We start from the raw sequence: 21,635 nt of genomic DNA on the forward strand, positions 1-21,635 counted from the left end.
GCTTTGGTAAATGGGATACAACAAGGGCTGCTGTATTTTCTTTAAAATCTAATAACTAAATTAATAGGGGATGATTGATATGGTTTTTAAGACAAATAATTTAGAGGGGTTTATAGTTAGAAAAGCAGATCGAACAGATTTAGAGTCAATCTTAGATGTACTTAAATCTGCTGCAAGATGGGTACAGGATAAAGGTATTGACCAATGGGGCTATTTACTAGAAGGTGGAGAGGATCAAGAGATTGAAGCGGACATTTTAGCTGGAAATACATATATTATGGAAAATGAAAATAAAGAGATAGTAGCAACTTTTAATTTTTCTAATGAACAAAACGAATGGGATGTGGATATGTGGGGGAAGCGGAATGATAATGCATACTACATTCATCGACTTGCAGTAAGTCAGCAGTATCACAATCAACAAATAGGGAAGAGATTGCTAGCATGGATTGATGAAAATCACTTGATTAAAGATGGCTTTATTCGACTTGATTGTGTAGGAAACAATCAAGCATTAAATCAATTTTACTTGGAAGCGGGATTTCGATTTATCGGTCACATTGGGGAAGGAAATGATAAATTTTCTCTTTATGAAAAAGCTTTCTAGTGCTAAGCTTGACTTTCACTCGGTAGATTATTATATTAAACATAATAACTATAATGAAACATTGAAAAGGATTAGTACAATTTGATTTGTCTATTCAGAGAGGAAATGGTTGGTGAGAATTTCCATAGACATTCATTGGAACCTGCCTTGGAGTTCGCCATTGGATTGGGTCATACCCATGAACTTGCGCGCGGTCCCTGACCGTTATCAAATGAAGTGTACTGCTTGATACTTACAGCAGTAAACAAGGGTGGTACCACCAATCCTCGGTCCCTTATGCGGATGGAGGCTTTTTTGTGTTCAACAAAGTTTTATAAAGTATAAAAAATATAAAAGAGGTGCTAATGATGGGTAAGAAAAACAAAGATTTTGTAGAAAAAATCACAGCCATGGAAGACGACTTCGCACAGTGGTATACAGATGTTGTCAAACAAGCTGAATTAGTTGAATATGGTCAAGTTCGTGGAACCATGATCATCAAGCCATATGGCTATGCTATTTGGGAGAATATTAAAGACGAATTAGATCGAATGATTAAAGAAACAGGGCATTCCAATGTACAATTTCCAATTTTTATCCCTGAGAGCTTGTTACAAAAGGAAGCGGATCATGTGGAGGGCTTTGCACCTGAAGTTGCCTGGGTAACACATGGGGGAGATGAAGAACTAGTAGAGAGGATTGCAGTTCGCCCTACATCAGAAGTATTATTCTGTGATTACTATTCTAAAAACATTCATTCATACCGTGATTTACCAAAGCTTTATAATCAATGGGGGAATGTTGTACGTTGGGAAAAGACAACACGTCCATTCCTGCGTTCATCAGAATTCCATTGGCAAGAAGGTCATACTGCTCATGCGACAGATGAAGATGCAGCAAATGAGACAGATCGTATGCTAGAAGTTTACGCAGATTTAGTGGAAAATTATTTGGCAGTACCAGTTTATCGTGGTCGTAAAACGGAGAAAGAAAAATTCGCTGGCGCAAAATATACATTAACTATAGAAGCGCTCATGCATGATGGGAAGGCACTGCAATCTGGAACTTCTCACCACTTTGGCTCTGGATTTGCTGAAGCTTTCAATATTACGTATTTAGATGAAAATGGTAAAAGTCAATTTGTACATCAAACTTCTTGGGGACTATCAACTCGAATCATGGGTGCATTAATCATGGTTCATGGAGATAACCGTGGATTAGTAGTACCACCAAGAATTGCTCCAACTCAAGCGATGATTGTTCCAATTGCGCAACATAAAGAGGGCGTACTGGATAAGGCATATGAGCTTCGTGACCAATTGAAATCATTAGTCCGTGTCGATATAGATGCTAGTGATAAAATGCCTGGTTGGAAGTTCAATGAATACGAAATGAAGGGTATTCCAGTTCGAATTGAAATGGGACCTAAGGATATTGAGAAAGAGCAGGTTGTACTAGTTCGTCGTGATACAGGAGAAAAAGAATTTGTTGCATTAAGTGAGTTGAATGATCGTTTACCTGTACTACTTGAAGAAGTTCAACAGAATCTTTATGATAAAGCACTAGCACATCGTAATGAAAAGACTTTTGTTGCTACAAACATGGATGAATTCAAACAAACGCTTGATGAAAAAGGTGGATTCATAAAAGCAATGTGGTGTGGCGATGCGGCTTGTGAGGAAAAAATTAAAGAAGATACAACAGCAACTTCCCGTTGTATCCCATTTGAACAAGAAAAAGTTGCCGATACATGTGTATGCTGTGGTAAAGAAGCGAAGGAATTAGTTTATTGGGCAAAAGCATATTAATAGGAAATGGAGCCTGGATTGCAGGCTCCATTTTATTTTTATGAAATAAAATTCGTTATTACAGATTACCTATAATTCTGCACCATTTATCTTTTTTGGTAATCCTAACTAAAAAAGTATTGTATTTTTATAATAATAGTGGTATAAATATACAGTACACTTAATAAATATACAAAAAGGTGATTGTAACTATGAAAAACAAATTGATTAATGAACTACATAATGTCGAGCAAGAACTATGGGATATTTGTTGCAAGCTTTACGAAAATCCTGAATTAGGAGATCAAGAATTTGAATCTATGAAGCTCCTAACGAACATGCTAGAGGCCCATGGATTTGAAATAGAAACAGGTATCGTGAACCGTCCAACAGCATTTAAAGCAGAATTTAATAGTGGAAAAACAGGACCGAAAATTGCATATCTAGCGGAGTATGATGCATTACCGGGAGTTGGACATGGATGTGGTCATAACTTAATAGGAACGATGAGTGTTGGAGCTGGTATAACTTTGAGTAAAGTGATTCAAGAAATAGGTGGAAGTGTCGTTGTTCTTGGAACGCCAGCTGAGGAAACCAATGGTGCCAAGGTCCCGATGAGTGCACAGGGGATTTTCGATGATATCGATGTGGCAATGATTTTACATCCGAGTGATGAATCCTTTATTAGTGGAGAATCCTTGGCAATGGATGCCATTCAATTTGCTTATAAAGGGAAAGCCTCTCATGCTGCAGCTTCACCGGAAAAAGGAATCAATGCCCTTGATAGTGTCATTCAACTATTTAATGGAATTAATGCGTTAAGAGAGCATCTCCCCACCGATGTGAGAATTCACGGAATTATTTCGGATGGTGGAGTAGCAGCGAATGTTGTTCCAGATTATGCAGTTGCTCAATTTTATATTAGAGCAAAAGAGCGATCTTATCTAAACGAAGTAGTTGGTAAGGTGAAAAATATAGCAAATGGTGCTGCGCTAATGACGGGGGCAACCTTAGAAATATCCAACTACGAGCTTAGCTATGATGATATGAATACGAATCAAACATTATCAGATGCCTTTACTGAAAACTTGAAAAAAACTAGTGAACTACCAATCTATCCAGCGAAATCTTCATATGGTTCGATTGATATGGGCAATGTTAGTCAAGTAGTTCCAGCTATACATCCATACATTGGGTTGAATAAGCCAGGCTTGGTTGCTCATACGGAGGAATTTGCTAATCAAACGATTACGAAAGATGGATTTACCGCACTCCAATCTGGTGCATTGGCATTAGCTTACACTGGATTAGATGTAATTACAGATACCAAGTTAATGACATCCATTACAACAGAGTTCAACAACAAGTGATTTCCATGCAACAAAATGAATAAATAAACAAATTTATTAATAATTAAAAGGGAGAGTTAATGATGAAAAAAGCAATACTTGGGATTTTGATTTTGATATTAGTTAGTTTGTTGGCTGCATGTGGTTCAGGTGAAGCGAGTACAGCTGGGAAGAAAGGGGAAAACGTCTTAAAGATGGCTACATCCGCTGATTTTCCACCATTTGAATCTTATGATGAAGAGGGAAACTTTATTGGGTTTGACGTGGAATTAGCACAGGCAATAGCAGATGAGTTGGGGTATGAATTAAAAATAGAAGATATGGACTTTGATGGTCTTATTGGCTCTCTGCAAGCAAAGCGTGTTGACATAGTTCTTGCTGGAATGAGCGCGACAGAAGAAAGAAGTGAAAATGTAGACTTCTCAAATGAATATCATCGCTCTGGAGAAATGTTTATCTCAAAAGTTGAAGATGATTTTAAAAATCTCGAAGAATTAAAAGGAAAAGTTGTTGGTGTGCAGTTAGGAACTATTCAAGAAGAAGGGGCACAGAACTTAGCAGATGAGTATGGTTTTGAGGTGAAAAAAGTAGATGATGCAAGTATTTTAATTCAAGAATTAAACTCTAATCGTATTGATGTCGCTTATATGGATAAGACAGTGGCTGCTGGTTATATCAATTCACAAGGATTTGTAGGTTTCGATGATCCGACGACAAGTTCACCTGGGATGGCAATTGCTTTACCTAAGGGAAGTGACAAAACAGAAGAAGTAAATGAGGCTTTAAAGAAATTAAAAGAAGATGGAACTCTTGATAAGCTAAAAGAAAAATGGTTATCAGAATATGAGTAATAATACAGCAAGAAAGTGAGGTGTGAAGGCATGAATTTGGACTTTAGCCAAATCGTGCCTTCAATTCCTTTTATATTAGAAGGAATTGGAGCAACGTTAAAATTTGTCAGTGTATCGATTCTTTTCGGCTTACTATTAGGAACGATCTTAGCACTATGCAAAATAAGTAATAAAAAGTGGTTCAAATGGCCTGCGGATATTTATACATCAATATTCCGTGGTACCCCCCTAATCTTGCAATTGATGATTATTCATTACGCTATACCGCAATTATTTCTGTATGATATACCAGTATTTTTAAGTGCTGTTCTTGCATTCGGACTAAATTCAGCTGCATATGTATCAGAAATTATTCGGGCTGGTATTATGGCTGTGGATAAAGGACAAGTAGAAGCGGCGGAAGCTCTAGGTGTACCATATCCGTCCATGATGGTGAATATCATATTACCGCAAGCATTGAAAAATATCTTACCTGCCATGATGAATGAGTTTATTACTTTAACAAAGGAATCAGCACTGGTGTCAACAATTGGATATATGGATTTAATGCGAAGAGCAGAAATTGTTGGTGCCCAATTATACCGGAATTTTGAGCCGTTATTATTTGCTGGAATTATTTATTGGGTGATGATTTTTATTCTTACCAATATCGGTAGTTGGGTGGAACGGAGGATGAGACAGAGTGATTAAGACCATGAATCTTTCAAAAAGCTTTGGAGAACTTAATGTTTTGAAAAATATATCAACAACAATTGAACAAGGGGAAGTAGTAGCGGTTATTGGTCCATCTGGTTCAGGTAAATCAACGTTTCTACGCTGCATAAACTTATTAGAAAACCCTTCTAGTGGACATATTTGGATTAATGATAAGGAGATTACAGGTCCTAAAGTAAATAAACTTCAGGTGAGAAAAAACATTGGAATGGTATTTCAACATTTTCATTTGTTTCCCCATATGACGGTACTGGAAAATGTTACGTATGCACCAATGAAAGTAAAACATATAAAAAAGGAGCTAGCTGAAAAAATCGCAAAAGAATTACTACAAAGAGTTGGGTTAAACGATAAAGTGGATGCCTATCCAAGTCGATTATCAGGTGGACAAAAGCAACGTGTTGCTATCGCTAGAGCATTGGCAATGGATCCTGAAATCATGTTATTTGATGAACCAACATCAGCACTGGATCCAGAAATGGTTAAAGAAGTTCTGGATGTAATGAAGTATCTAGCAACAACCGGAATGACAATGGTGGTTGTTACACATGAGATGAACTTTGCAAAAGAGGTAGCGGACAGAATTATCTTTATGGATGATGGGAAGATAATGGAGGAGGGGGAACCGCAGGAATTTTTCACTCATCCAAAAACAAAACGAGCAAGTGACTTTTTAGCAAAAGTACTTTAATATGAAATCTTCCATTACATCATTTTTCTCTTGGGTTAAGTGTGAAAAGAAGAATGGGTTACTATCGCACATCATATTGCTCTTGGGTTAAGTGTGAAAAGAAGAATGGGTTACTATCGCACATCATATTGCTCTTGGATTAAGTGTGAAAAGAAGAATAGCGTTTCTTCGCACATCATTTGCTACCCAAGACTTAGATGGAATGAAGTACGATCCCCTCTCATACATCATTTGACCACTATACCTAGCAAAAAATAATGTAAGAAATAAATACAAACAAAAGAAGACGACCTAATGGTCGTCTTCGGCTTAAGCTTCTTGTGTTACCTTCTCTTCTGCAGCAATAATGTCTAATCTATTCTGAATTTCTTCTTGAGAAAGGTTATGCTCTTTAACATAAAGGCTTCGTGGGTGTACGCGACATTCATGTGTACATCCTCGCATATATTTATGCTCATTTTCTTCTGAGCAGATAATTTGTTTATTACATTCAGGGTTTGCACAATTTACATAACGCTCACATGGTTCGTTGTCAAAGTAATCTTTTGCTACAACTACATGTTCTTTACGGTTGATTGGAACAGATATACGCTCATCGAATACATAGCATTGTCCATCCCATAGTTCGCCTTGTACTTCAGGGTCTTTCCCGTACGTTACGATTCCACCGTGAAGTTGAGCTACATCTTCAAATCCTTCTTTAATCATCCAACCAGTGAACTTCTCACAACGGATACCACCAGTACAATACATAAGAATCTTTTTACCTTCAATCAAATGTTTGTTTTTACGTACCCATTCCGGTAATTCACGGAAATTATCAATATCTGGATTTAATGCACCGCGGAAGTGACCTAATTCATACTCATAGTCATTACGAGTGTCAAAAATAACAACGTCATCACGTTCCATTGCTTCACGCCACTCTTTTGGTGAAAGGAATTCACCTGTTAATTCTTTTGGATCAGGATTTTCTTCTTCATCCAGTCGTAGTGTAACTAACTCTTTACGTGGACGAACATGCATTTTTTTGAATGCATGACCATCATGCTCATCAACCTTAAAGGTCAAATCACTAAATCGAGGGTCATTGTGCATCATTTCCATATAGTTGTTTGTTGCTTCAACAGTACCAGATACAGTCCCGTTTATTCCCTCGCTTGCTACTAAAATTCTACCCTTTAAATCATTCTCCTTACAAAAGGCTAGATGCTCTTTTGCAAAAGTTTCAGGGTCTTCGATGTCTACATACTTGTAGTACAATAATACTCGATAGTTTTCCATTTTATTTACCACCTATCATTCATATTTGCAAGATATAAATGTTGGTAGTGTTTATTTACTTTTTATTATCTTGCAAGACTATAGTTTAACAACTTTCACCAAAAATTTCAAGTAAGGTTTCTAAGGAATGTATTGCCAGGATGTTAAAATAATTTGTTCTGATTAACTATTTAATGACTCTATAGTCTTCTTAAAATAATCCGCTGCTTGTAACATCTTAGCTCCATACCAGAACATTTCACCATCCATTATAATCGTTTTTGCCTGTGGTACGATTGCTTGAAATTCTTTTTTGTGTTTTTCCCTGAATGGATAGGGCTCTGTCGCTAGGAATATATAGTCTAGGTTAGCATGTTGAAAGTCCTCTTCTGATATAACAGGGTATCGACCACTCAATGAAAGAAACGGATTAATGTATCCCAACTTTGTTAAAATGGATTGAATATAGGTGTCTTTACCAACAACCATGTAGGGGTTTTTCCAGATAACATATGCTGCACTTTTACCATTAACTTTGGGGAGAGAATCGAATCTATGTTGAATTTCCCTTACCAATTGATTGGATTCATTTTTACGATCAGTTAAACGCCCAAGATCGTGAATCATACGATATACATCTTGTTCCTTTTGTACTTCGAAGACGAACACAGGATAATATTTCTCCAGTGTTTCCACGATCTCTTTTGTGTTTTCTTCTTTTTCGACAATAATGAGGTCTGGTTTTAATTGGTTTATGCGGTCTAACTTTATCTCTTTTGTTCCACCAATATTTTTAGCCTTCTGAACTTTTTCCTGTGGAAATTTGCAAAACCTAGTTCGGCCAACAATAGTATTTTCTAAATCAAGGTGATACATTGTTTCTGTTATTGCTGGTACAAGAGAAATAATTCGTTGGGGTGGGTGTGAGAATGTAACTGTTCTCCCGAGGTGGTCCGTTATGGTGAGCATAAGAAAACCTCCCTAAAAACAATAGTTTCTATTCTTAGTCTAGAACAGAATAAACGTAAAGTCACTGAGTATTTGGTGCGTTCTACAAAAACCGACAGATTTTATCATAAGATAATTAGGTAGTAAAGACTAAATTAGAATTTTTTTTCTTAAAAAATCCGGATTTACTTGCATTTTTCTACTCAAAAGGGTAAAGTTATTAGTAGCAAAAGGAAATTGAAATTGGTAATACTTTACGTTCTCTTTATCAGAGTAGGTGTAAAAGTATTAAAGGTTCAATTGTACTTTGCAAGCTATTCGATAAGGAGGTCATACAAATGACTGGTAAAGTAAAATGGTTTAACGCAGAAAAAGGTTTCGGTTTCATCGAACGCGAAGACGGTGACGATGTATTCGTACACTTCTCAGCTATCCAAACTGATGGTTTCAAAACTCTTGAAGAAGGTCAAGATGTTGAATTTGAAATCGTTGAAGGTAACCGTGGCCCACAAGCAGCTAACGTAACTAAACTATAATTAACACAAACCCACAAGGCTTATCTCTGTTTGAGATAAGCCTTTTTATATATTGGAATGGGAGTGGTGACTTAAATGGATTCTTTTAATTGGGAAGAAAGGTCAAAGAAAGAATGGAATGATCGCGCTAACTTTTGGAATGCACGCAGTCAACATATGTGGGACCATGGCAGTCGAAGAGATATCATCCCGCTTCTATCTAAACATCTAAACCATCGGGCATCAATTGTCGATGTAGGTTGTGGTGATGGTTACGGTACCTATAAACTGAAGCTATTGGGTCATGAGGTCATGGGTCTTGATATTTCAGAAGAGATGATTAAAAAAGCGAAAACACGTCTTCCTGATCTTGCCTTTCAAGTTGCGGATGTGAACCAATTACCACTCACAAATGAATCTGTGGATGCTATTTTATGTGTAAATGTTCTAGAGTGGGTTGAAGTTCCTGCCAAAGCTGTGGAAGAATTACATAGGGTTTTGCGACCAGATGGAATTCTTTGTGTGGGTATTTTGGGCCCAACTGCAGGTCCAAGATCCAGTAGCTACCCAAAGGTTTTTGGGGAAAAGACAATCAATAATACGATGATGCCTTGGGAGTTTTTTAAACTGGCGAAAGAATTGGGATTTACATTATTGGATGAGTTAGGCGTTTATAAAGATGGCGTAAAAGTAGAACATCATCAAAATTTACCAGTAGATTTAAAGCAAGCATTGAGTTTTATGTGGGTATTTTTGCTCCGAAAAGTAGGTGAATAAATTGGATAACAAGCAAATTGAAGAACATATTATAAAAAAATATCAAAATGACGAAAAGATGATGGTGTTAATTTTTGCTCAGTGGTGTGTAAACAACGATTTGGATCCGGAAGAACTATATAAAACAGCATATCCGTACCAAGTTAAAAACGAGGCACTAAAAGAAGCAATAGAATTAACCGTTCCCAAAGAAGAATCCGACGAAATTTCAGTGCAAACTGTCATACATGTCTTACAACTTTTTGGGAACGATGATTTAGCAAGTGTTGTTCAGTTCAATGTTGACCAGAAAAAGATCTAGAAGGATGAACTGAATAACTTAATTAAGCTTTGTGTGCCGCTATCAGCTTCACCTTTTTCTGCTAACTCTTTATATAACTCTAGAGATAATGCCAAACCTGGAGTGGATAGTCCTAATTCTTCTGCGGACTCAATGGCAATGGTCATATCTTTTATAAAATGCTTCACATAGAAACCAGGGGCAAAGTCTCCTTCAATCATCCGTGGGGCAAGCTTTGATAAAGAAAAACTTCCAGCTGCACCAGTTGAAATACTATCCAGAACCCGAGCAGGATTGAGTCCTGCCTTTTTGGCATACACAATTGCCTCACAAACCCCGATCATATTGGTTGCGATGGCGATTTGATTGCTCAATTTAGTATGCTGGCCAGAACCAGCTTGTCCTTGCAAGATAATATTTTCTCCCATCACACTAAGTACCGGTAGTACGGAATCAAATGCCTCCTGATCCCCACCAACCATGATAGCGAGTGTTCCATTTTTAGCGCCAATATCTCCACCAGAAACTGGTGCATCTAGAGCAAAGATTCCTTTTTCTTGAGCTCTTCGATAAATATCAATAGCTAATGATGGTTTAGATGTCGTCATATCAATGACGTATGTACCTTTATTTGCGTTCTCAATAATGCCGTTTTCACCAAAATATACTTCCTCTACATCTTGTGGATATCCTACAATCGTTATAACAACATCCACTGTAGATGCCAATTCTGAAACAGATTCTTTCCAAGTAGCGCCTTGATTTAGTAGTGGTTGGGCTTTTGTTTTTGTACGAGTATACAGGGATACGTTATAACCAGCCTTTAAAAGGTTTTCGGCCATACTACTTCCCATCACACCAGTTCCAATAAATCCGATATTTTTAAGCATGATATACCACTCCTTCCATACTTTTACTATATAATTATTTTCAATATTGTAAAAGGAAAATTAATTAAGGGATGATGTAGATGAAGTGGTATTGTAAAAAATTTGATGAATTAACCAATCATGAATTATATGCAATTTTAAAAGCAAGAACGGATGTTTTTGTCGTGGAACAGAATTGTGTCTATCCAGAATTAGATGATCTTGATCAGGAATCAATTCACTACTTTGCAACATTAAATAATGAAATTGTATCTTATGTTAGGATATTACCGAAAGGACTGAAGTATGAAGATTCGGCAGCCATTGGAAGAGTCCTGGTTGTTAAAAAATTCAGGTCAAATGGTTATGCTGAAGAAATTATGAAAAAGGCAATAGATATTATCAGGAATGAGTGGGAAGTAAGTTCTATAAAAATACAGGCACAGTCTTATTTAAAAAACTTTTATCGATCTCTTGGTTTTATACAAATCTCAGAAGATTATTTAGAGGATGGGATACCACATATTGACATGAAGATTGGATAGGTAATAAAGAATCAATCTATTGCTTTTACATATAGTATGATTAGCAACCTTTTTCAAATAATCACGGATTATTGCTTTATAAGGAGGCTATTACATGATTTCAGGTGAACAGTTAGGTCAATGTAAAGAAGCATTATTAGCTCGGCAGAATGAATTGATTAATCATGTTCAAGACCATTATGGTTTATCATTAGAATTACTAAAGGAGTCCATGAGTGAGCTCTCTAATTATGATAACCATCCAGCAGATCATGGAACGGAATTATTTGAAAGACAAAAGGATATTGCATTAAATGAGCATGCGGAGAAAGAACTAGAAGAGATTAACGAGGCGCTACATGCAATTGAAGAGGGGACATATGGATTATGTACAGAATGCGGTGCGGACATCCCATTTGAACGCTTACAGGCAGTACCAACTGCGGACCGTTGTGTTAACCATGCAAGTAGTGATACGTTTGAACGGAATAGGCCTGTAGAAGAAGAAGTGTTTAGCCCGAATATAAACCCTGACGAGGTTACAGATGAAGAACAAGTTGGCTATGATGCAGAAGATACTTGGCAAGATGTAAGTCGTTATGGAACCTCTGAAACAGCTTCTGATTTTTACGGTGACAGAGAAAATTTTGATGAAATGTATCCCAATAGTGATGAAAATGTTGGTAGTGTTGAGGATATAGAGGGGTTTGTTGCAGCTGATCAACATGGGAATTTTACAGGTGTAACCCCAAATCATAATAAATACAAAGATGAATTAGATATGGATTAGGAAATGCGCAGCAGTCCGAATGGATGTGCTGTGCTTTTTCTTGAAACTTTTTCCCGTATAAAGCCGTAATAAAGGTAAAAGGAGTGATGGTTAATGAGTGATAATAAAGGTTGTATTAAATGTGGCAGTATGGATGCGGATAAGAAGGAAGTGGCGATGACAGGTACAGGTTTATCAAAGATGTTTGATATGCAACACAATCAATTTATCGTGGTTTACTGTAAAGATTGTGGTTACTCTGAATTCTACAATAAACGAAGTTCAACTGGGTCGAATATCATCGATTTGTTCTTTGGTTAAGATAAAAAGGTCTAACACTAAATGAGAATTTGGTGATAGACCCTTTTTTATTTAATGGATAGGTAAAAAGCCAATAAAAAAAGAAGGGGGGAGGTACCCTTCTTTGGCAACTTATTCATATCGTTCTGTTAGTTTTAACTCAACAACCTGTTTTTTGCCGTTTCGATAAATCTCAAGCTCAACAGAGTCACCAACCTGTGTTTCGGTATACATATATTTTCTAAGCTCTAAAGCAGTTGGTGTTTCATGACCATTAATCTTTGTGATAACATCGAATTGTTGTAAGCCTGCATCAGCTGCAGGAGAACCTGGCTCTACACTTGCAATAACCATACCTTCTTCCACATCTTCTGGAAGAACAACATTATGGCGATATTGCATAGGTACTTGATTTAATGGGGCCATGCTAATGCCGATAAATGGCCGTTGTACCTTACCGGTTGTCTCTAATTGCTCCATAATTGGTAGGGCGGATTCTATTGGAATTGCGAAACCGATACCCTCAACTTGTGTACTGGCAATCTTCATAGAGTTGATACCAATAACTTCACCATTTGAATCAACTAGTGCACCACCACTATTACCAGGGTTAATGGCAGCATCTGTTTGAATAACTTCTGTAATCCAATCTGCTACTTGATCTCCATTTGTATCAACTGAGACAGACCGTTCAAGTCCACTAATTATTCCTTTCGTTAACGAATTGGCGAATTCTATTCCAAGTGGGTTTCCAATTGCATATACGGTTTCACCAACTTGTTTACCATCAGCTGTCCCTAGTTTGGCTACCCGGTTAACACTTTTTCCATCAATTTCTAGAACGGCTAAGTCTGTTAATTCATCTGTTCCAAGAACTTTAGCGGGAACTCTTTCGTCATTGGATAATACAACTTCAACTTGTTGTGCCCCATCCACTACATGGTGGTTTGTGACTACATATGCTTTTCCATCTTCTTTTTTATAAATAATACCAGACCCTGTACCGGCTTCTTGGCTATTAGTCCAAATACTTTGTTGTTGCAGATTTGTAACACCAACTACAGCCTCAGCGACTTCTGCAAGGTTTGTCGAACTTTTTGCGTCCTCTGTTGCCATAGTGGTAATAATTTCAGGATTTGACTTTGATGTACTTTGTGCAGCTATTTCCGTGCTGTTTGTATTTTCAAAAGAGATAACATTGTTTGAGAAAAGTAAAAGTAACACGATAACTGGAATGAATCCACCAATCATACCAGAAAAGAAAGATTTAATCGTAGTAGGTCCTTTTGACTTTCCTTTTTCCTTCTCAGACCCTGATTTCGGTTTGGTCATTCCCGAATTATCAATTTTTATCTGGTCTGTTTGATAGGTAGCAGGAGTGGATTCCTCAGAATGATGATGCGGTTGACCTTCATTAGTTGAATCTATGGATTGTCTTTCACTTTCATTATGTTCCATGACCATTCATCCTCCTTAAAGACTATAGATATAGCATATCCAGAAGCAATGGAATAGCTTTGGGATAATTGTGGAATAAATGTGGAAATAAGCAAAATATATTGTTTCCTCTAATTAATAATGTAAAAATAAAAGAAAAACAGTTAAAAGTGGTGAGGAAAAATGAATTATCATATTGCTGTTATAGAAGATGATCCCAATATACAAAATATCGTCTCAGCCTTCTTAAAAAAAGAAGGATATCAGGTTTCTGTGATGGATTCTGCTGAAAAGGGCTTAGGGCTCTGGAAGTCTAATCCTCCAGATATGTGGATTGTTGATATTATGTTGCCGGGAATGGATGGGTACGAATTTTGTAAGACCATTCGTAATGAAAGTGATGTCCCAATCATTATAGTTTCTGCTAAAGATGAGGAAATTGATAAAATCCTAGGCCTTGAGCTTGGTGGGGATGACTACTTAACTAAACCATTTAGCCCAAGAGAATTAATGGCTAGAGTTAAGCGTCTTTTTAAACGATATCGACCAGTGGAAAAGAATCAGAGTGAGGACAATGACCGAATAGAAGTGGAAGGGTTAGTAATAAATAAAAGTGATCGCCGTGTGTTTTGGGATGGCGAGGAACAGGAAGTTACTACAAAGGAATTTGATATGTTGCTTTTGTTTGCGGAAAATGTCAATCGGGCATTCTCGCGTGAAGAGCTTCTTTTGCGCGTGTGGGGAGACGATTACTTTGGAAGTGACAGAGCAGTAGATGATTTGGTGAAAAGGCTCCGCAAGAAGATTAAGGACATACCACTTGAGACTGTTTGGGGCTTTGGCTATAGACTCCGGGATAATGAGGACTAAAAGATGAAATTGCAATATCAATTAAATGCTGCATTTACTGCTTTACTTCTAATAATCATGGCTATAACGGGATATGTTATCTACTCTTTGATACTGAATTTACTAATTCAAGATGAACAAAGACAGTTAGAGCAAAAAGGTGAGATTTTAGTAAACGTATTAGATGAGGCCTTTATCTCAAGGGAGAATCTCATTGGGTTTAATGAATTTCTAAAAGAACAGGATTTACAGCTATTCTTGTATGACAGGGAACAAAATTCTGTCCTATATTCCACTTTGCCGACACCAATAGTGACCGGATTATTTATGAATAATGACTTTAAGAACTCAGAAGAAGAGCTTTGGGCATTTGGTAATGAAAAATACGTTACATCGCGAATCTTGTTTGTTCCGAAAAGTCTTGGATTAGAACTAATTTTACTCACACCTTTACAAGACCTTCGAATAGTCCAGCAAGATTTTATTATGCGAATGTTACTCGTGTTTATCTTCGGAGCAATAGCAGCCATTGGACTAAGTTACTTTCTTACTAGGAAACTCGTTACACCGTTAACACGGCTTAAGCACCAGCTTAAAAAAGTGGAAAAGCGTGAGTTTGATGAGATTAAACCAATTAGTGCATCTGGAGAAATAAAAGAGGTAGCACAAAGTGTTTATGATATGGCAAGCGAGTTGCAACGATATATAAATACTCAGCAGACATTCTTCCAAAATGCTAGTCATGAACTGAAAACGCCACTAATGACAACTCAGGGCTATGCGGAGGGAATAAAAGAAAAAGTGTTTGATGAACAAGAAGAAGAAAAAGGTCTGGAAGTAATCGTTTCAGAGGTTAATCGACTTAAGAAAATTATTAACGAAATGATTCTACTCGCAAAATTGGAAAGTGAAGAACTTTCCTATCAGAATGAGAAGTTTCCATTATCTGTTTTATTGGATAAGGTGGTAGAGCGAGCTTTGCCTTTAGCAACAGAACAGAATGTAGAGCTTCGGAAACAAGAGGCAGACAATCTGTATCTTTTAGGTGATGAAGAACGATTATTACGTGCCTTACTTAACTTGACAGTTAATGGAATCCGACATGGTAATAGTACGCTCCTTATTTCTTCATCAATGCAAAATGGTGAAATACAGATAACTATTGAAGATGACGGAGAAGGTATTTCTGAGGAATTAATGCCACATATTTTTCACCGATTTGTTAAAGGTAAGAATGGAGAGACTGGCCTAGGTCTCGCCATCTCGAGAGCCATCATCGAACAATCGGGCGGGAAAATCCAAGCAGGTAAATCCCAACTAGGTGGAGCTAAATTTACCCTCACCTTCCCAAATGTGCTGAATTAAGAGCCTATTCTCCTAGAATATTGAGTGAACTCCACGTGGATGGCTAGTGCAATGAAAAAAATAAAGACAACAATCGACATATATGATATAATTGTCTAGTTTCATTCTACTCGGAAATAAGAGGAGCGTACTTTATGCAATTAAGACAAGATATTCGTAATATCGCAATTATTGCTCACGTTGACCATGGTAAAACAACATTGGTAGACCAGTTACTAAAATATTCTGGTACTTTTCGTGAAAATGAGCAAGTTGATGAGCGCATGATGGATTCCAATGATATTGAACGGGAACGTGGAATCACAATTTTAGCGAAAAATACAGCAATTAGCTATAACGATACAAGAATTAACATCTTAGATACACCAGGACACGCAGACTTCGGTGGTGAAGTTGAACGTATCTTGAAAATGGTTGATGGTGTTGCTTTAGTAGTAGACGCCTATGAAGGTACAATGCCGCAAACACGATTTGTGTTAAAAAAGGCACTTGAACAAAAATTAACGCCAATCGTTGTATTAAATAAGATTGACCGTCCTAACGCAAGACCAGCAGAAGTAGTGGATGAAGTATTAGATTTATTCATTGAACTAGGTGCAGACGATGACCAATTAGAATTCCCGGTTGTATATGCCTCTGCTTTAAATGGAACTTCAGGTCTTGAACCGGAAGACCAACAAGAAACAATGGAACCAATTTATCAAACGATTCTGGAACATATTCCAGCACCAATTGATAATCGTGAAGATCCATTACAATTCCAAGTAACTTTATTAGATTATAACGATTATGTTGGACGTATTGGTATTGGGCGTATTGCTCGTGGTAAAATTCATGTTGGCCAACAGGTTGTCGTGATGAAAAAGGATGGCACACAAAAGTCTTTCCGTATTAGTAAGCTATTCGGTTTCTTTGGTCTAAAGCGATTAGAGATTGAGGAAGCTGGTGCTGGTGAGATTGTAGCAATCTCAGGTCTAGATGATTTAAACGTTGGGGAAACAATTTGTCCACAAGATCATCCAGATGCACTTCCAGTACTACACATTGATGAGCCTACTCTTCAAATGACATTTGTTACTAACAACAGTCCATTTGCAGGGCGTGAAGGGAAGTATATAACTTCTCGTAAGATTGAAGAACGTTTATTGAAACAGCTAGAAACAGATGTAAGTTTACGTGTAGATCCAACCGAATCTCCAGATGCTTGGATTGTATCAGGCCGTGGGGAACTACACTTATCTATTCTAATTGAGAATTTACGTCGTGAAGGTTTTGAGCTACAACTATCGAAGCCAAAAGTAATCATGAAAGAAATTGATGGTGTACTATCAGAACCTGTTGAGCGAGTACAAGTAGATGTTCCAGAAGAACATACCGGAGCCATTATGGAGTCTCTTGGTGCACGTAAAGGTGAAATGCTCGACATGGTGAACTTTGGTAATGGTCAAGTTCGTCTTGAGTTTAAGGTGCCATCTCGTGGACTAATCGGGTACTCAACTGAGTTTATGTCCCAAACACGTGGTTACGGGATCTTAAATCATACGTTTGAAGCTTATGAACCAGTAATTAAAGGTCAAGTAGGTGGAAGACGCCAAGGTGTTCTTGTTGCATTAGAAAATGGTAAAGCTTCAACTTATGGAATCATGGGACTAGAAGACCGTGGTATTATCTTTGTTGATCCAGGTACAGAAGTATATGCAGGAATGATTGTTGGGGAGCATAACCGTGAAAACGACTTAACCGTTAATATCACGAAAGAAAAACATCTAACAAACGTTCGTTCTGCAACAAAGGATCAAACTTCGGTAATTCGTAAAACTAGAAACATGTCACTGGAAGAAGCATTAGAATATTTAAATGATGATGAGTACTGTGAAGTAACTCCAGAATCTATTCGTCTACGTAAGAAAATTCTAAATAAAAACGAACGTGAAAAAGCTGCAAAACGTGCAAAATTAGTATAATGCATAAGAGGATATCTATAGGGAATACACCCCTAAAGATATCCTCTTTTTAAATGTGCACTTTATAAAAATATTCCATTTGCTGTGTTTTCTTTAACAAATAGTGGATAGAAACTGTGCGGTAACTAATAGTTTTTGATAGCGCAACATACCCGCTTCGGAAATACACTCCGCTTTCCGCGGGCGGCTGGTGAGCCTCCTCGTGCTATCGCACTGCGGGGTCTCACCGATGCCTATCCTCCCGCAGGAGTCTCCGTGTATTTCCTACGCTAGTATTGATTGGAAATTAAAAGGACTTAAAACACACACAAAAATCAAAATCATTTACTATCTAAAATTAGAATACTTAAATTAGCGCAGGCAGAATACGTAGACTCCTGCGGGAATAGCACGTGTCCGAAGACCCCGCAGAGGCGAACTTTCCTCGAGGAGGCTGAGGCCGGGCCCGCGGAAAGCGGAGTGTTCTGCCGGAGCGGCAGAATTAAGCTTCACCAGATCTAATATTTTTTACCGCACAAATTCAAACTATAGCAACCAAACTGTACGAAAAGCCTTTTTAATATATTTTATATTCTACTTATAAATTTCTGTAAATTAATCTAAAATGTAGCTATCAATGCTAAAGGAGTGAACCACCATTCGTACACTTTTGCCAGTATTTCTATTGGTATTCATGATAGGCTGTTCTAAAGAAAATCCTTCCCCTAGTCAGACTGAGCCAACAATAAATCAAAATGAATATGAAGTAATTGCTTCAAACTTAGATATACCTTGGGAAATTGTTAAGTTGGATAATACCATTTATATAAGTGAAAGAACGGGATCTATCGTTAAAGTAGAGGGTAAAGACTATATTCGTCAACCTGTCAATTTCACTCAGGAATTGTCTAACCAACCAGAAGCAGGATTATTGGGAATTGCTTTTCCACGAGGGTCTACTGGTGAAGCTTTTGCATATTATTCGTATGTTGAAGGCAATAACTATTATCAACGCGTTGTTAAGATAGAGCTAGCTGTTAATCACTGGCAGGAAACGGATGTTTTATTAGATAAGATACCTGGAGGAAAATACCATCAGGGTGGGAGAATTGAAATTGGACCAGATCAAAAGTTATATATTACTACTGGTGATGCAACAGTACCTGAATTAGCACAGAATTTAGAGAGTTTAGCTGGAAAGATTCTCCGTATGAATGTTGATGGTACAATACCATCTGATAATCCTTTTCCAAACAGTTATGTTTATTCCTACGGACATCGGAATCCACAAGGGCTAGCCTGGGATAGTGCAGGTAATCTATATGCATCAGAACATGGCTCAAATGCATACGATGAACTAAATTATATCCAAAAAGGAAAGAACTATGGATGGCCGGTTATACAAGGGGATGAGGAAAGAGAAGGAATGGTAAAACCTATTATTCATTCACATGAGAATACATGGGCACCATCTGGATTGGCTTATTTAGATGGTAAATTATACTTTGCTTCCTTAAGAGGAGAGGGTATTCGAGAATATGACCCTCAAACAAATGAATTGGATGAAATCTTACCCGAGTTAGGGCGAGTGCGTGATGTATTAGCGACAAGTCAAGGACTATATGTGGTTACGAATAATACAGATGGAAGAGGAAACCCGCGTGAAAATGATGACCAATTAATATTTATTCCAATTCATATGTTACAATAGGTCTTTTTGAACAGGAAAAAGGGAGTAAACAAATGTTTGTTTACTCCCTTTTTTTCTTGCTTTTTTCATCTGGAATATACTTTGTATAATATGCTGCAAAAATTAAACAAATAAGGGTCAATCCCCATGTAACTATTCCAGTCCATTGTAGATCAATTCGCAAACCGAATACCAATATCAACGCACTTAATGCAAGAAATATTGCGGTTAAATAGCGTTTCATTTTAGAACACCTCTAATATGGTGATTACTTTTAACATTTATAGTTAATTATATAACACAGTATAAGAAGAATGTAAGTCTTTTCTCCTATTTTACATAGTTTTTACAACTTGACTTACTATTCTTCAATAATTGTCTTAGGTTTACGAGCTAAACAAAGAATTCCTGCTATTAAGTACAGTATTCCACTTAGGATACCTCCACCAAGGGTTATAATAGCATAACCAACTCCAGTTACAAGGAAGATTATCCCTGCAGCAACGGGACGTTTATTTCCTTTTAGAAGAACCATAGCGACAATACCTAAAATGATTGCAACGATTGGTAAGATTACAATTAATATTCCACCTTGTGCAAGGTTCATACTAAACATTTCTTCAATTGTAGAGATGTCTGATGAAGTTAAATCAAATTCGGATTGGTTTTCCGTCATATACTCTTCTAGATATCCCTTGTTATTTTCCATCCAAAGTCTAAGTATTCCAAATGCTACTGAGAATACATAGAAAACTGCACCAATAATTCCCAGTGTTATTTCTGCTGTACGTTTCACAATATTTCCTCCCTTAATATGTATATTGCTATCTTATACGATTTTACCTGATAATTGTTTCATTTATTACTAAAAAAGTTTAAAAAAAGAAATGTAGAATTATTTTAAAAAATCAAATATCATAAAAGGTAAGTATAGGAGGGGAAAAATGTGCGGGAAGTAGTAATTATTGATGGGGTTCGTACAGCAGTCGGCAGAAAAGGTGGAGCATTTACAAATTATCGTCCAGATGAATTGGCTGCTCTAGTATTGGATGATTTGGTAGAACGATCATCTGTGGATAAGAGTAGTGTGGAAGATGTTATTTTGGGTTGTGTGACACAGGTTAACGAGCAAGGTGGAAATATTGCACGAACTGCAGCACTTATTGCAGGATTTCCGATACAAGTACCTGGGGTAACCATTGATCGTCAGTGTGGTTCAAGCCAACAAGCAATTCATTTTGCTGCACAAGCAATTGCTTCAGGAGATATGGATATTGTGATTGCGGGTGGAGTAGAAAGCATGTCTCGTGCACCAATGTTTTCGAACATAGGGAAAACCAGACCTAGTAAAAAACTTCAAGAGAGATACGAGATTGTAAATCAAGGAGTTTCATCTGAAAAGATTGCAGACCAATGGGGATTCACAAGAGAACAATTAGATACATATTCACTTGAAAGTCATAAAAAGGCATTGCATGCAATAGAAAAGGGAAAATTTGAAGCGGAAATCCTCCCAGTTGAGGTTGAAAATCATGAAGGAAAAAAACAAATTATTAATCGTGATGAGGGCCCAAGAAAAGATACATCTATAGAAGCACTATCTTCACTAAAATCGGTCTTTCAAGCAGATGGTAAGATAACAGCCGGAAACGCTAGTCAAATGAGTGATGGTGCGAGTGCTGTATTGCTAATGTCTAAAGAAAAAGCGTTAGAACTAGGCTTGAAACCAAGGGCGAAAATAGTAGCTCGAGTAGTAGTAGGTTCAGATCCAACTTTAATGCTAACAGGACCTATTGAAGCAACTAAACGAGTACTGGAGAAGTCGGGGCTTTCCATTGAGGATATGGATCGCTATGAGGTAAACGAAGCCTTTGCACCAGTACCACTTGCATGGTTAGCAGATACAGGTGCGGACCCTTCTAAGTTAAATGTAAATGGAGGGGCAATTGCACTTGGGCACCCATTGGGGGCAACAGGAACGAAGCTAATGACATCATTATTATATGAATTAGAACGAATTAATGGGCGCTACGGGTTACTTGCTATTTGCGAAGGTATGGGAATGGCTAATGCAACCATAATCGAACGAGTTGAATAGACATTTGTAGAACAACTGCTTTAGATAGGC

General features: G+C 37.3%; 23 protein-coding genes and 1 other annotated feature. Of the genes, 17 read left to right on the top strand and 6 right to left on the bottom strand.

Features of this window, described 5'->3' with window-relative positions; translation table 11 throughout:
* The first annotated feature begins 79 nt into the window (after positions 1–79).
* From BN999_RS08220 to BN999_RS08245, 6 genes are all read left to right on the top strand, one after another.
* Positions 80–607, top strand: a complete 528-nt coding sequence (locus tag BN999_RS08220) for a GNAT family N-acetyltransferase (RefSeq protein ID WP_096270907.1) — start codon at positions 80–82, stop codon at positions 605–607.
* 52 nt (positions 608–659) lie between these two features.
* Positions 660–885 (top strand) — a binding site (T-box leader).
* 69 nt (positions 886–954) lie between these two features.
* Complete coding sequence (gene proS, locus BN999_RS08225) at positions 955–2,394, top strand: proline--tRNA ligase (RefSeq protein ID WP_096270908.1); 1,440 nt, start codon at positions 955–957, stop codon at positions 2,392–2,394.
* A 191-nt stretch (positions 2,395–2,585) separates the two neighbouring features.
* On the top strand, positions 2,586–3,743 hold the full coding sequence (locus tag BN999_RS08230; protein ID WP_096270909.1) for a M20 family metallopeptidase: 1,158 nt from the start codon (positions 2,586–2,588) through the stop codon (positions 3,741–3,743).
* Positions 3,744–3,805: 62 nt separating this feature from the next.
* Positions 3,806–4,573: a transporter substrate-binding domain-containing protein gene (locus tag BN999_RS08235; RefSeq protein ID WP_096270910.1), complete on the top strand. Its 768-nt coding sequence runs from the start codon at positions 3,806–3,808 to the stop codon at positions 4,571–4,573.
* A 30-nt stretch (positions 4,574–4,603) separates the two neighbouring features.
* Positions 4,604–5,263 carry an amino acid ABC transporter permease gene (locus tag BN999_RS08240; protein ID WP_096270911.1) on the top strand — a complete coding sequence of 220 codons (660 nt, stop codon included), beginning with the start codon at positions 4,604–4,606 and terminating at the stop codon, positions 5,261–5,263.
* Positions 5,256–5,978 carry an amino acid ABC transporter ATP-binding protein gene (locus BN999_RS08245; protein WP_096270912.1) on the top strand — a complete coding sequence of 241 codons (723 nt, stop codon included), beginning with the start codon at positions 5,256–5,258 and terminating at the stop codon, positions 5,976–5,978. The genes BN999_RS08240 and BN999_RS08245 overlap by 8 nt, the downstream gene beginning before the upstream one ends.
* Positions 5,979–6,287: 309 nt before the next feature.
* On the opposite strand, the gene trhO is transcribed toward BN999_RS08245, so the two are convergent.
* Positions 6,288–7,262, bottom strand: a complete 975-nt coding sequence (trhO, locus tag BN999_RS08250; RefSeq protein WP_096270913.1) for an oxygen-dependent tRNA uridine(34) hydroxylase TrhO — start codon at positions 7,260–7,262, stop codon at positions 6,288–6,290.
* Positions 7,263–7,424: 162 nt separating this feature from the next.
* Positions 7,425–8,210, bottom strand: coding sequence for an ABC transporter substrate-binding protein (locus tag BN999_RS08255; RefSeq protein WP_096270914.1), 786 nt, complete (start codon positions 8,208–8,210; stop codon positions 7,425–7,427).
* Positions 8,211–8,527: 317 nt separating this feature from the next.
* Here BN999_RS08255 and cspD point away from each other — a divergent pair, with 317 nt between their 5' ends.
* The 3 genes from cspD to BN999_RS08270 all read left to right on the top strand — a co-directional run bounded on the left by cspD (position 8,528) and on the right by BN999_RS08270 (position 9,782).
* Entirely contained in the window at positions 8,528–8,725 is a 198-nt protein-coding gene (gene cspD, locus BN999_RS08260; RefSeq protein ID WP_026908612.1) for a cold-shock protein CspD, read from the top strand.
* A gap of 75 nt (positions 8,726–8,800) precedes the next feature.
* Positions 8,801–9,481 (top strand): class I SAM-dependent methyltransferase, encoded by a 681-nt coding sequence (locus BN999_RS08265; protein ID WP_096270915.1) that lies wholly within the window; start codon positions 8,801–8,803, stop codon positions 9,479–9,481.
* A gap of 1 nt (position 9,482) precedes the next feature.
* On the top strand, positions 9,483–9,782 hold the full coding sequence (locus BN999_RS08270) for a hypothetical protein (protein WP_096270916.1): 300 nt from the start codon (positions 9,483–9,485) through the stop codon (positions 9,780–9,782).
* On the opposite strand, the gene BN999_RS08275 is transcribed toward BN999_RS08270, so the two are convergent.
* Positions 9,779–10,651 carry an NAD(P)-dependent oxidoreductase gene (locus BN999_RS08275; RefSeq protein ID WP_096270917.1) on the bottom strand — a complete coding sequence of 291 codons (873 nt, stop codon included), beginning with the start codon at positions 10,649–10,651 and terminating at the stop codon, positions 9,779–9,781. The two genes, BN999_RS08270 and BN999_RS08275, sit on opposite strands and share 4 nt — an antisense overlap.
* 80 nt (positions 10,652–10,731) lie before the next feature.
* On the opposite strand from BN999_RS08275, the gene BN999_RS08280 reads away from it, so the two are divergent.
* The 3 genes from BN999_RS08280 (at position 10,732) to BN999_RS08290 (ending at position 12,244) form a co-directional block, all read left to right on the top strand.
* Entirely contained in the window at positions 10,732–11,175 is a 444-nt protein-coding gene (locus BN999_RS08280; protein WP_096270918.1) for a GNAT family N-acetyltransferase, read from the top strand.
* A gap of 94 nt (positions 11,176–11,269) precedes the next feature.
* Entirely contained in the window at positions 11,270–11,944 is a 675-nt protein-coding gene (locus tag BN999_RS08285) for a TraR/DksA C4-type zinc finger protein (RefSeq protein ID WP_096270919.1), read from the top strand.
* 93 nt (positions 11,945–12,037) lie between these two features.
* Positions 12,038–12,244 (top strand): zinc ribbon domain-containing protein, encoded by a 207-nt coding sequence (locus tag BN999_RS08290; protein WP_096270920.1) that lies wholly within the window; start codon positions 12,038–12,040, stop codon positions 12,242–12,244.
* 111 nt (positions 12,245–12,355) lie between these two features.
* Here the strand turns inward: BN999_RS08290 and BN999_RS08295 are convergent, their stop codons facing one another.
* Positions 12,356–13,681, bottom strand: coding sequence for a S1C family serine protease (locus BN999_RS08295; protein WP_255247423.1), 1,326 nt, complete (start codon positions 13,679–13,681; stop codon positions 12,356–12,358).
* Positions 13,682–13,843: 162 nt separating this feature from the next.
* Between BN999_RS08295 and BN999_RS08300 the strand changes: the two genes are divergently transcribed.
* The 4 genes from BN999_RS08300 (at position 13,844) to BN999_RS08315 (ending at position 19,528) form a co-directional block, all read left to right on the top strand.
* Positions 13,844–14,530, top strand: a complete 687-nt coding sequence (locus BN999_RS08300; protein WP_096270921.1) for a response regulator transcription factor — start codon at positions 13,844–13,846, stop codon at positions 14,528–14,530.
* Between the two features lie 3 nt (positions 14,531–14,533).
* On the top strand, positions 14,534–15,874 hold the full coding sequence (locus BN999_RS08305) for a sensor histidine kinase (RefSeq protein WP_096270922.1): 1,341 nt from the start codon (positions 14,534–14,536) through the stop codon (positions 15,872–15,874).
* Between the two features lie 134 nt (positions 15,875–16,008).
* Positions 16,009–17,838 (top strand): translational GTPase TypA, encoded by a 1,830-nt coding sequence (gene typA / locus BN999_RS08310; RefSeq protein ID WP_096270923.1) that lies wholly within the window; start codon positions 16,009–16,011, stop codon positions 17,836–17,838.
* Positions 17,839–18,511: 673 nt separating this feature from the next.
* Entirely contained in the window at positions 18,512–19,528 is a 1,017-nt protein-coding gene (locus tag BN999_RS08315; RefSeq protein WP_096270976.1) for a PQQ-dependent sugar dehydrogenase, read from the top strand.
* Positions 19,529–19,568: 40 nt separating this feature from the next.
* Here BN999_RS08315 and BN999_RS08320 read toward each other — a convergent pair whose 3' ends face one another.
* Both BN999_RS08320 and BN999_RS08325 read right to left on the bottom strand, forming a co-directional pair.
* Positions 19,569–19,751, bottom strand: a complete 183-nt coding sequence (locus BN999_RS08320; protein WP_096270924.1) for a hypothetical protein — start codon at positions 19,749–19,751, stop codon at positions 19,569–19,571.
* Between the two features lie 117 nt (positions 19,752–19,868).
* A complete protein-coding gene (locus BN999_RS08325) occupies positions 19,869–20,303 on the bottom strand; it encodes a DUF4064 domain-containing protein (protein ID WP_096270925.1) in 435 nt (144 codons plus the stop codon).
* 150 nt (positions 20,304–20,453) lie between these two features.
* On the opposite strand from BN999_RS08325, the gene BN999_RS08330 reads away from it, so the two are divergent.
* Positions 20,454–21,605: a thiolase family protein gene (locus BN999_RS08330; RefSeq protein WP_096270926.1), complete on the top strand. Its 1,152-nt coding sequence runs from the start codon at positions 20,454–20,456 to the stop codon at positions 21,603–21,605.
* Positions 21,606–21,635 lie beyond the last annotated feature (30 nt).

The organism is Paucisalibacillus globulus, assembly GCF_900184735.1.
Taxonomy (GTDB): Bacteria; Bacillota; Bacilli; order Bacillales; family Amphibacillaceae; genus Ornithinibacillus; species Ornithinibacillus globulus_B.

Coding starts and splice junctions, on each gene's coding strand:
- BN999_RS08240 (WP_096270911.1), top strand. CDS start 4,604: ATGAATTTGGACTTTAGCCAAATCGTGCCTTCAATTCCTTTTATATTA.
- BN999_RS08235 (WP_096270910.1), top strand. CDS start 3,806: ATGAAAAAAGCAATACTTGGGATTTTGATTTTGATATTAGTTAGTTTG.
- proS (WP_096270908.1), top strand. CDS start 955: ATGGGTAAGAAAAACAAAGATTTTGTAGAAAAAATCACAGCCATGGAA.
- BN999_RS08265 (WP_096270915.1), top strand. CDS start 8,801: ATGGATTCTTTTAATTGGGAAGAAAGGTCAAAGAAAGAATGGAATGAT.
- BN999_RS08320 (WP_096270924.1), bottom strand. CDS start 19,751: ATGAAACGCTATTTAACCGCAATATTTCTTGCATTAAGTGCGTTGATA.
- BN999_RS08305 (WP_096270922.1), top strand. CDS start 14,534: ATGAAATTGCAATATCAATTAAATGCTGCATTTACTGCTTTACTTCTA.
- BN999_RS08290 (WP_096270920.1), top strand. CDS start 12,038: ATGAGTGATAATAAAGGTTGTATTAAATGTGGCAGTATGGATGCGGAT.
- BN999_RS08315 (WP_096270976.1), top strand. CDS start 18,512: ATGATAGGCTGTTCTAAAGAAAATCCTTCCCCTAGTCAGACTGAGCCA.
- trhO (WP_096270913.1), bottom strand. CDS start 7,262: ATGGAAAACTATCGAGTATTATTGTACTACAAGTATGTAGACATCGAA.
- BN999_RS08230 (WP_096270909.1), top strand. CDS start 2,586: ATGAAAAACAAATTGATTAATGAACTACATAATGTCGAGCAAGAACTA.
- cspD (WP_026908612.1), top strand. CDS start 8,528: ATGACTGGTAAAGTAAAATGGTTTAACGCAGAAAAAGGTTTCGGTTTC.
- BN999_RS08275 (WP_096270917.1), bottom strand. CDS start 10,651: ATGCTTAAAAATATCGGATTTATTGGAACTGGTGTGATGGGAAGTAGT.
- typA (WP_096270923.1), top strand. CDS start 16,009: ATGCAATTAAGACAAGATATTCGTAATATCGCAATTATTGCTCACGTT.
- BN999_RS08255 (WP_096270914.1), bottom strand. CDS start 8,210: ATGCTCACCATAACGGACCACCTCGGGAGAACAGTTACATTCTCACAC.
- BN999_RS08220 (WP_096270907.1), top strand. CDS start 80: ATGGTTTTTAAGACAAATAATTTAGAGGGGTTTATAGTTAGAAAAGCA.
- BN999_RS08280 (WP_096270918.1), top strand. CDS start 10,732: ATGAAGTGGTATTGTAAAAAATTTGATGAATTAACCAATCATGAATTA.
- BN999_RS08285 (WP_096270919.1), top strand. CDS start 11,270: ATGATTTCAGGTGAACAGTTAGGTCAATGTAAAGAAGCATTATTAGCT.
- BN999_RS08295 (WP_255247423.1), bottom strand. CDS start 13,681: ATGGAACATAATGAAAGTGAAAGACAATCCATAGATTCAACTAATGAA.
- BN999_RS08300 (WP_096270921.1), top strand. CDS start 13,844: ATGAATTATCATATTGCTGTTATAGAAGATGATCCCAATATACAAAAT.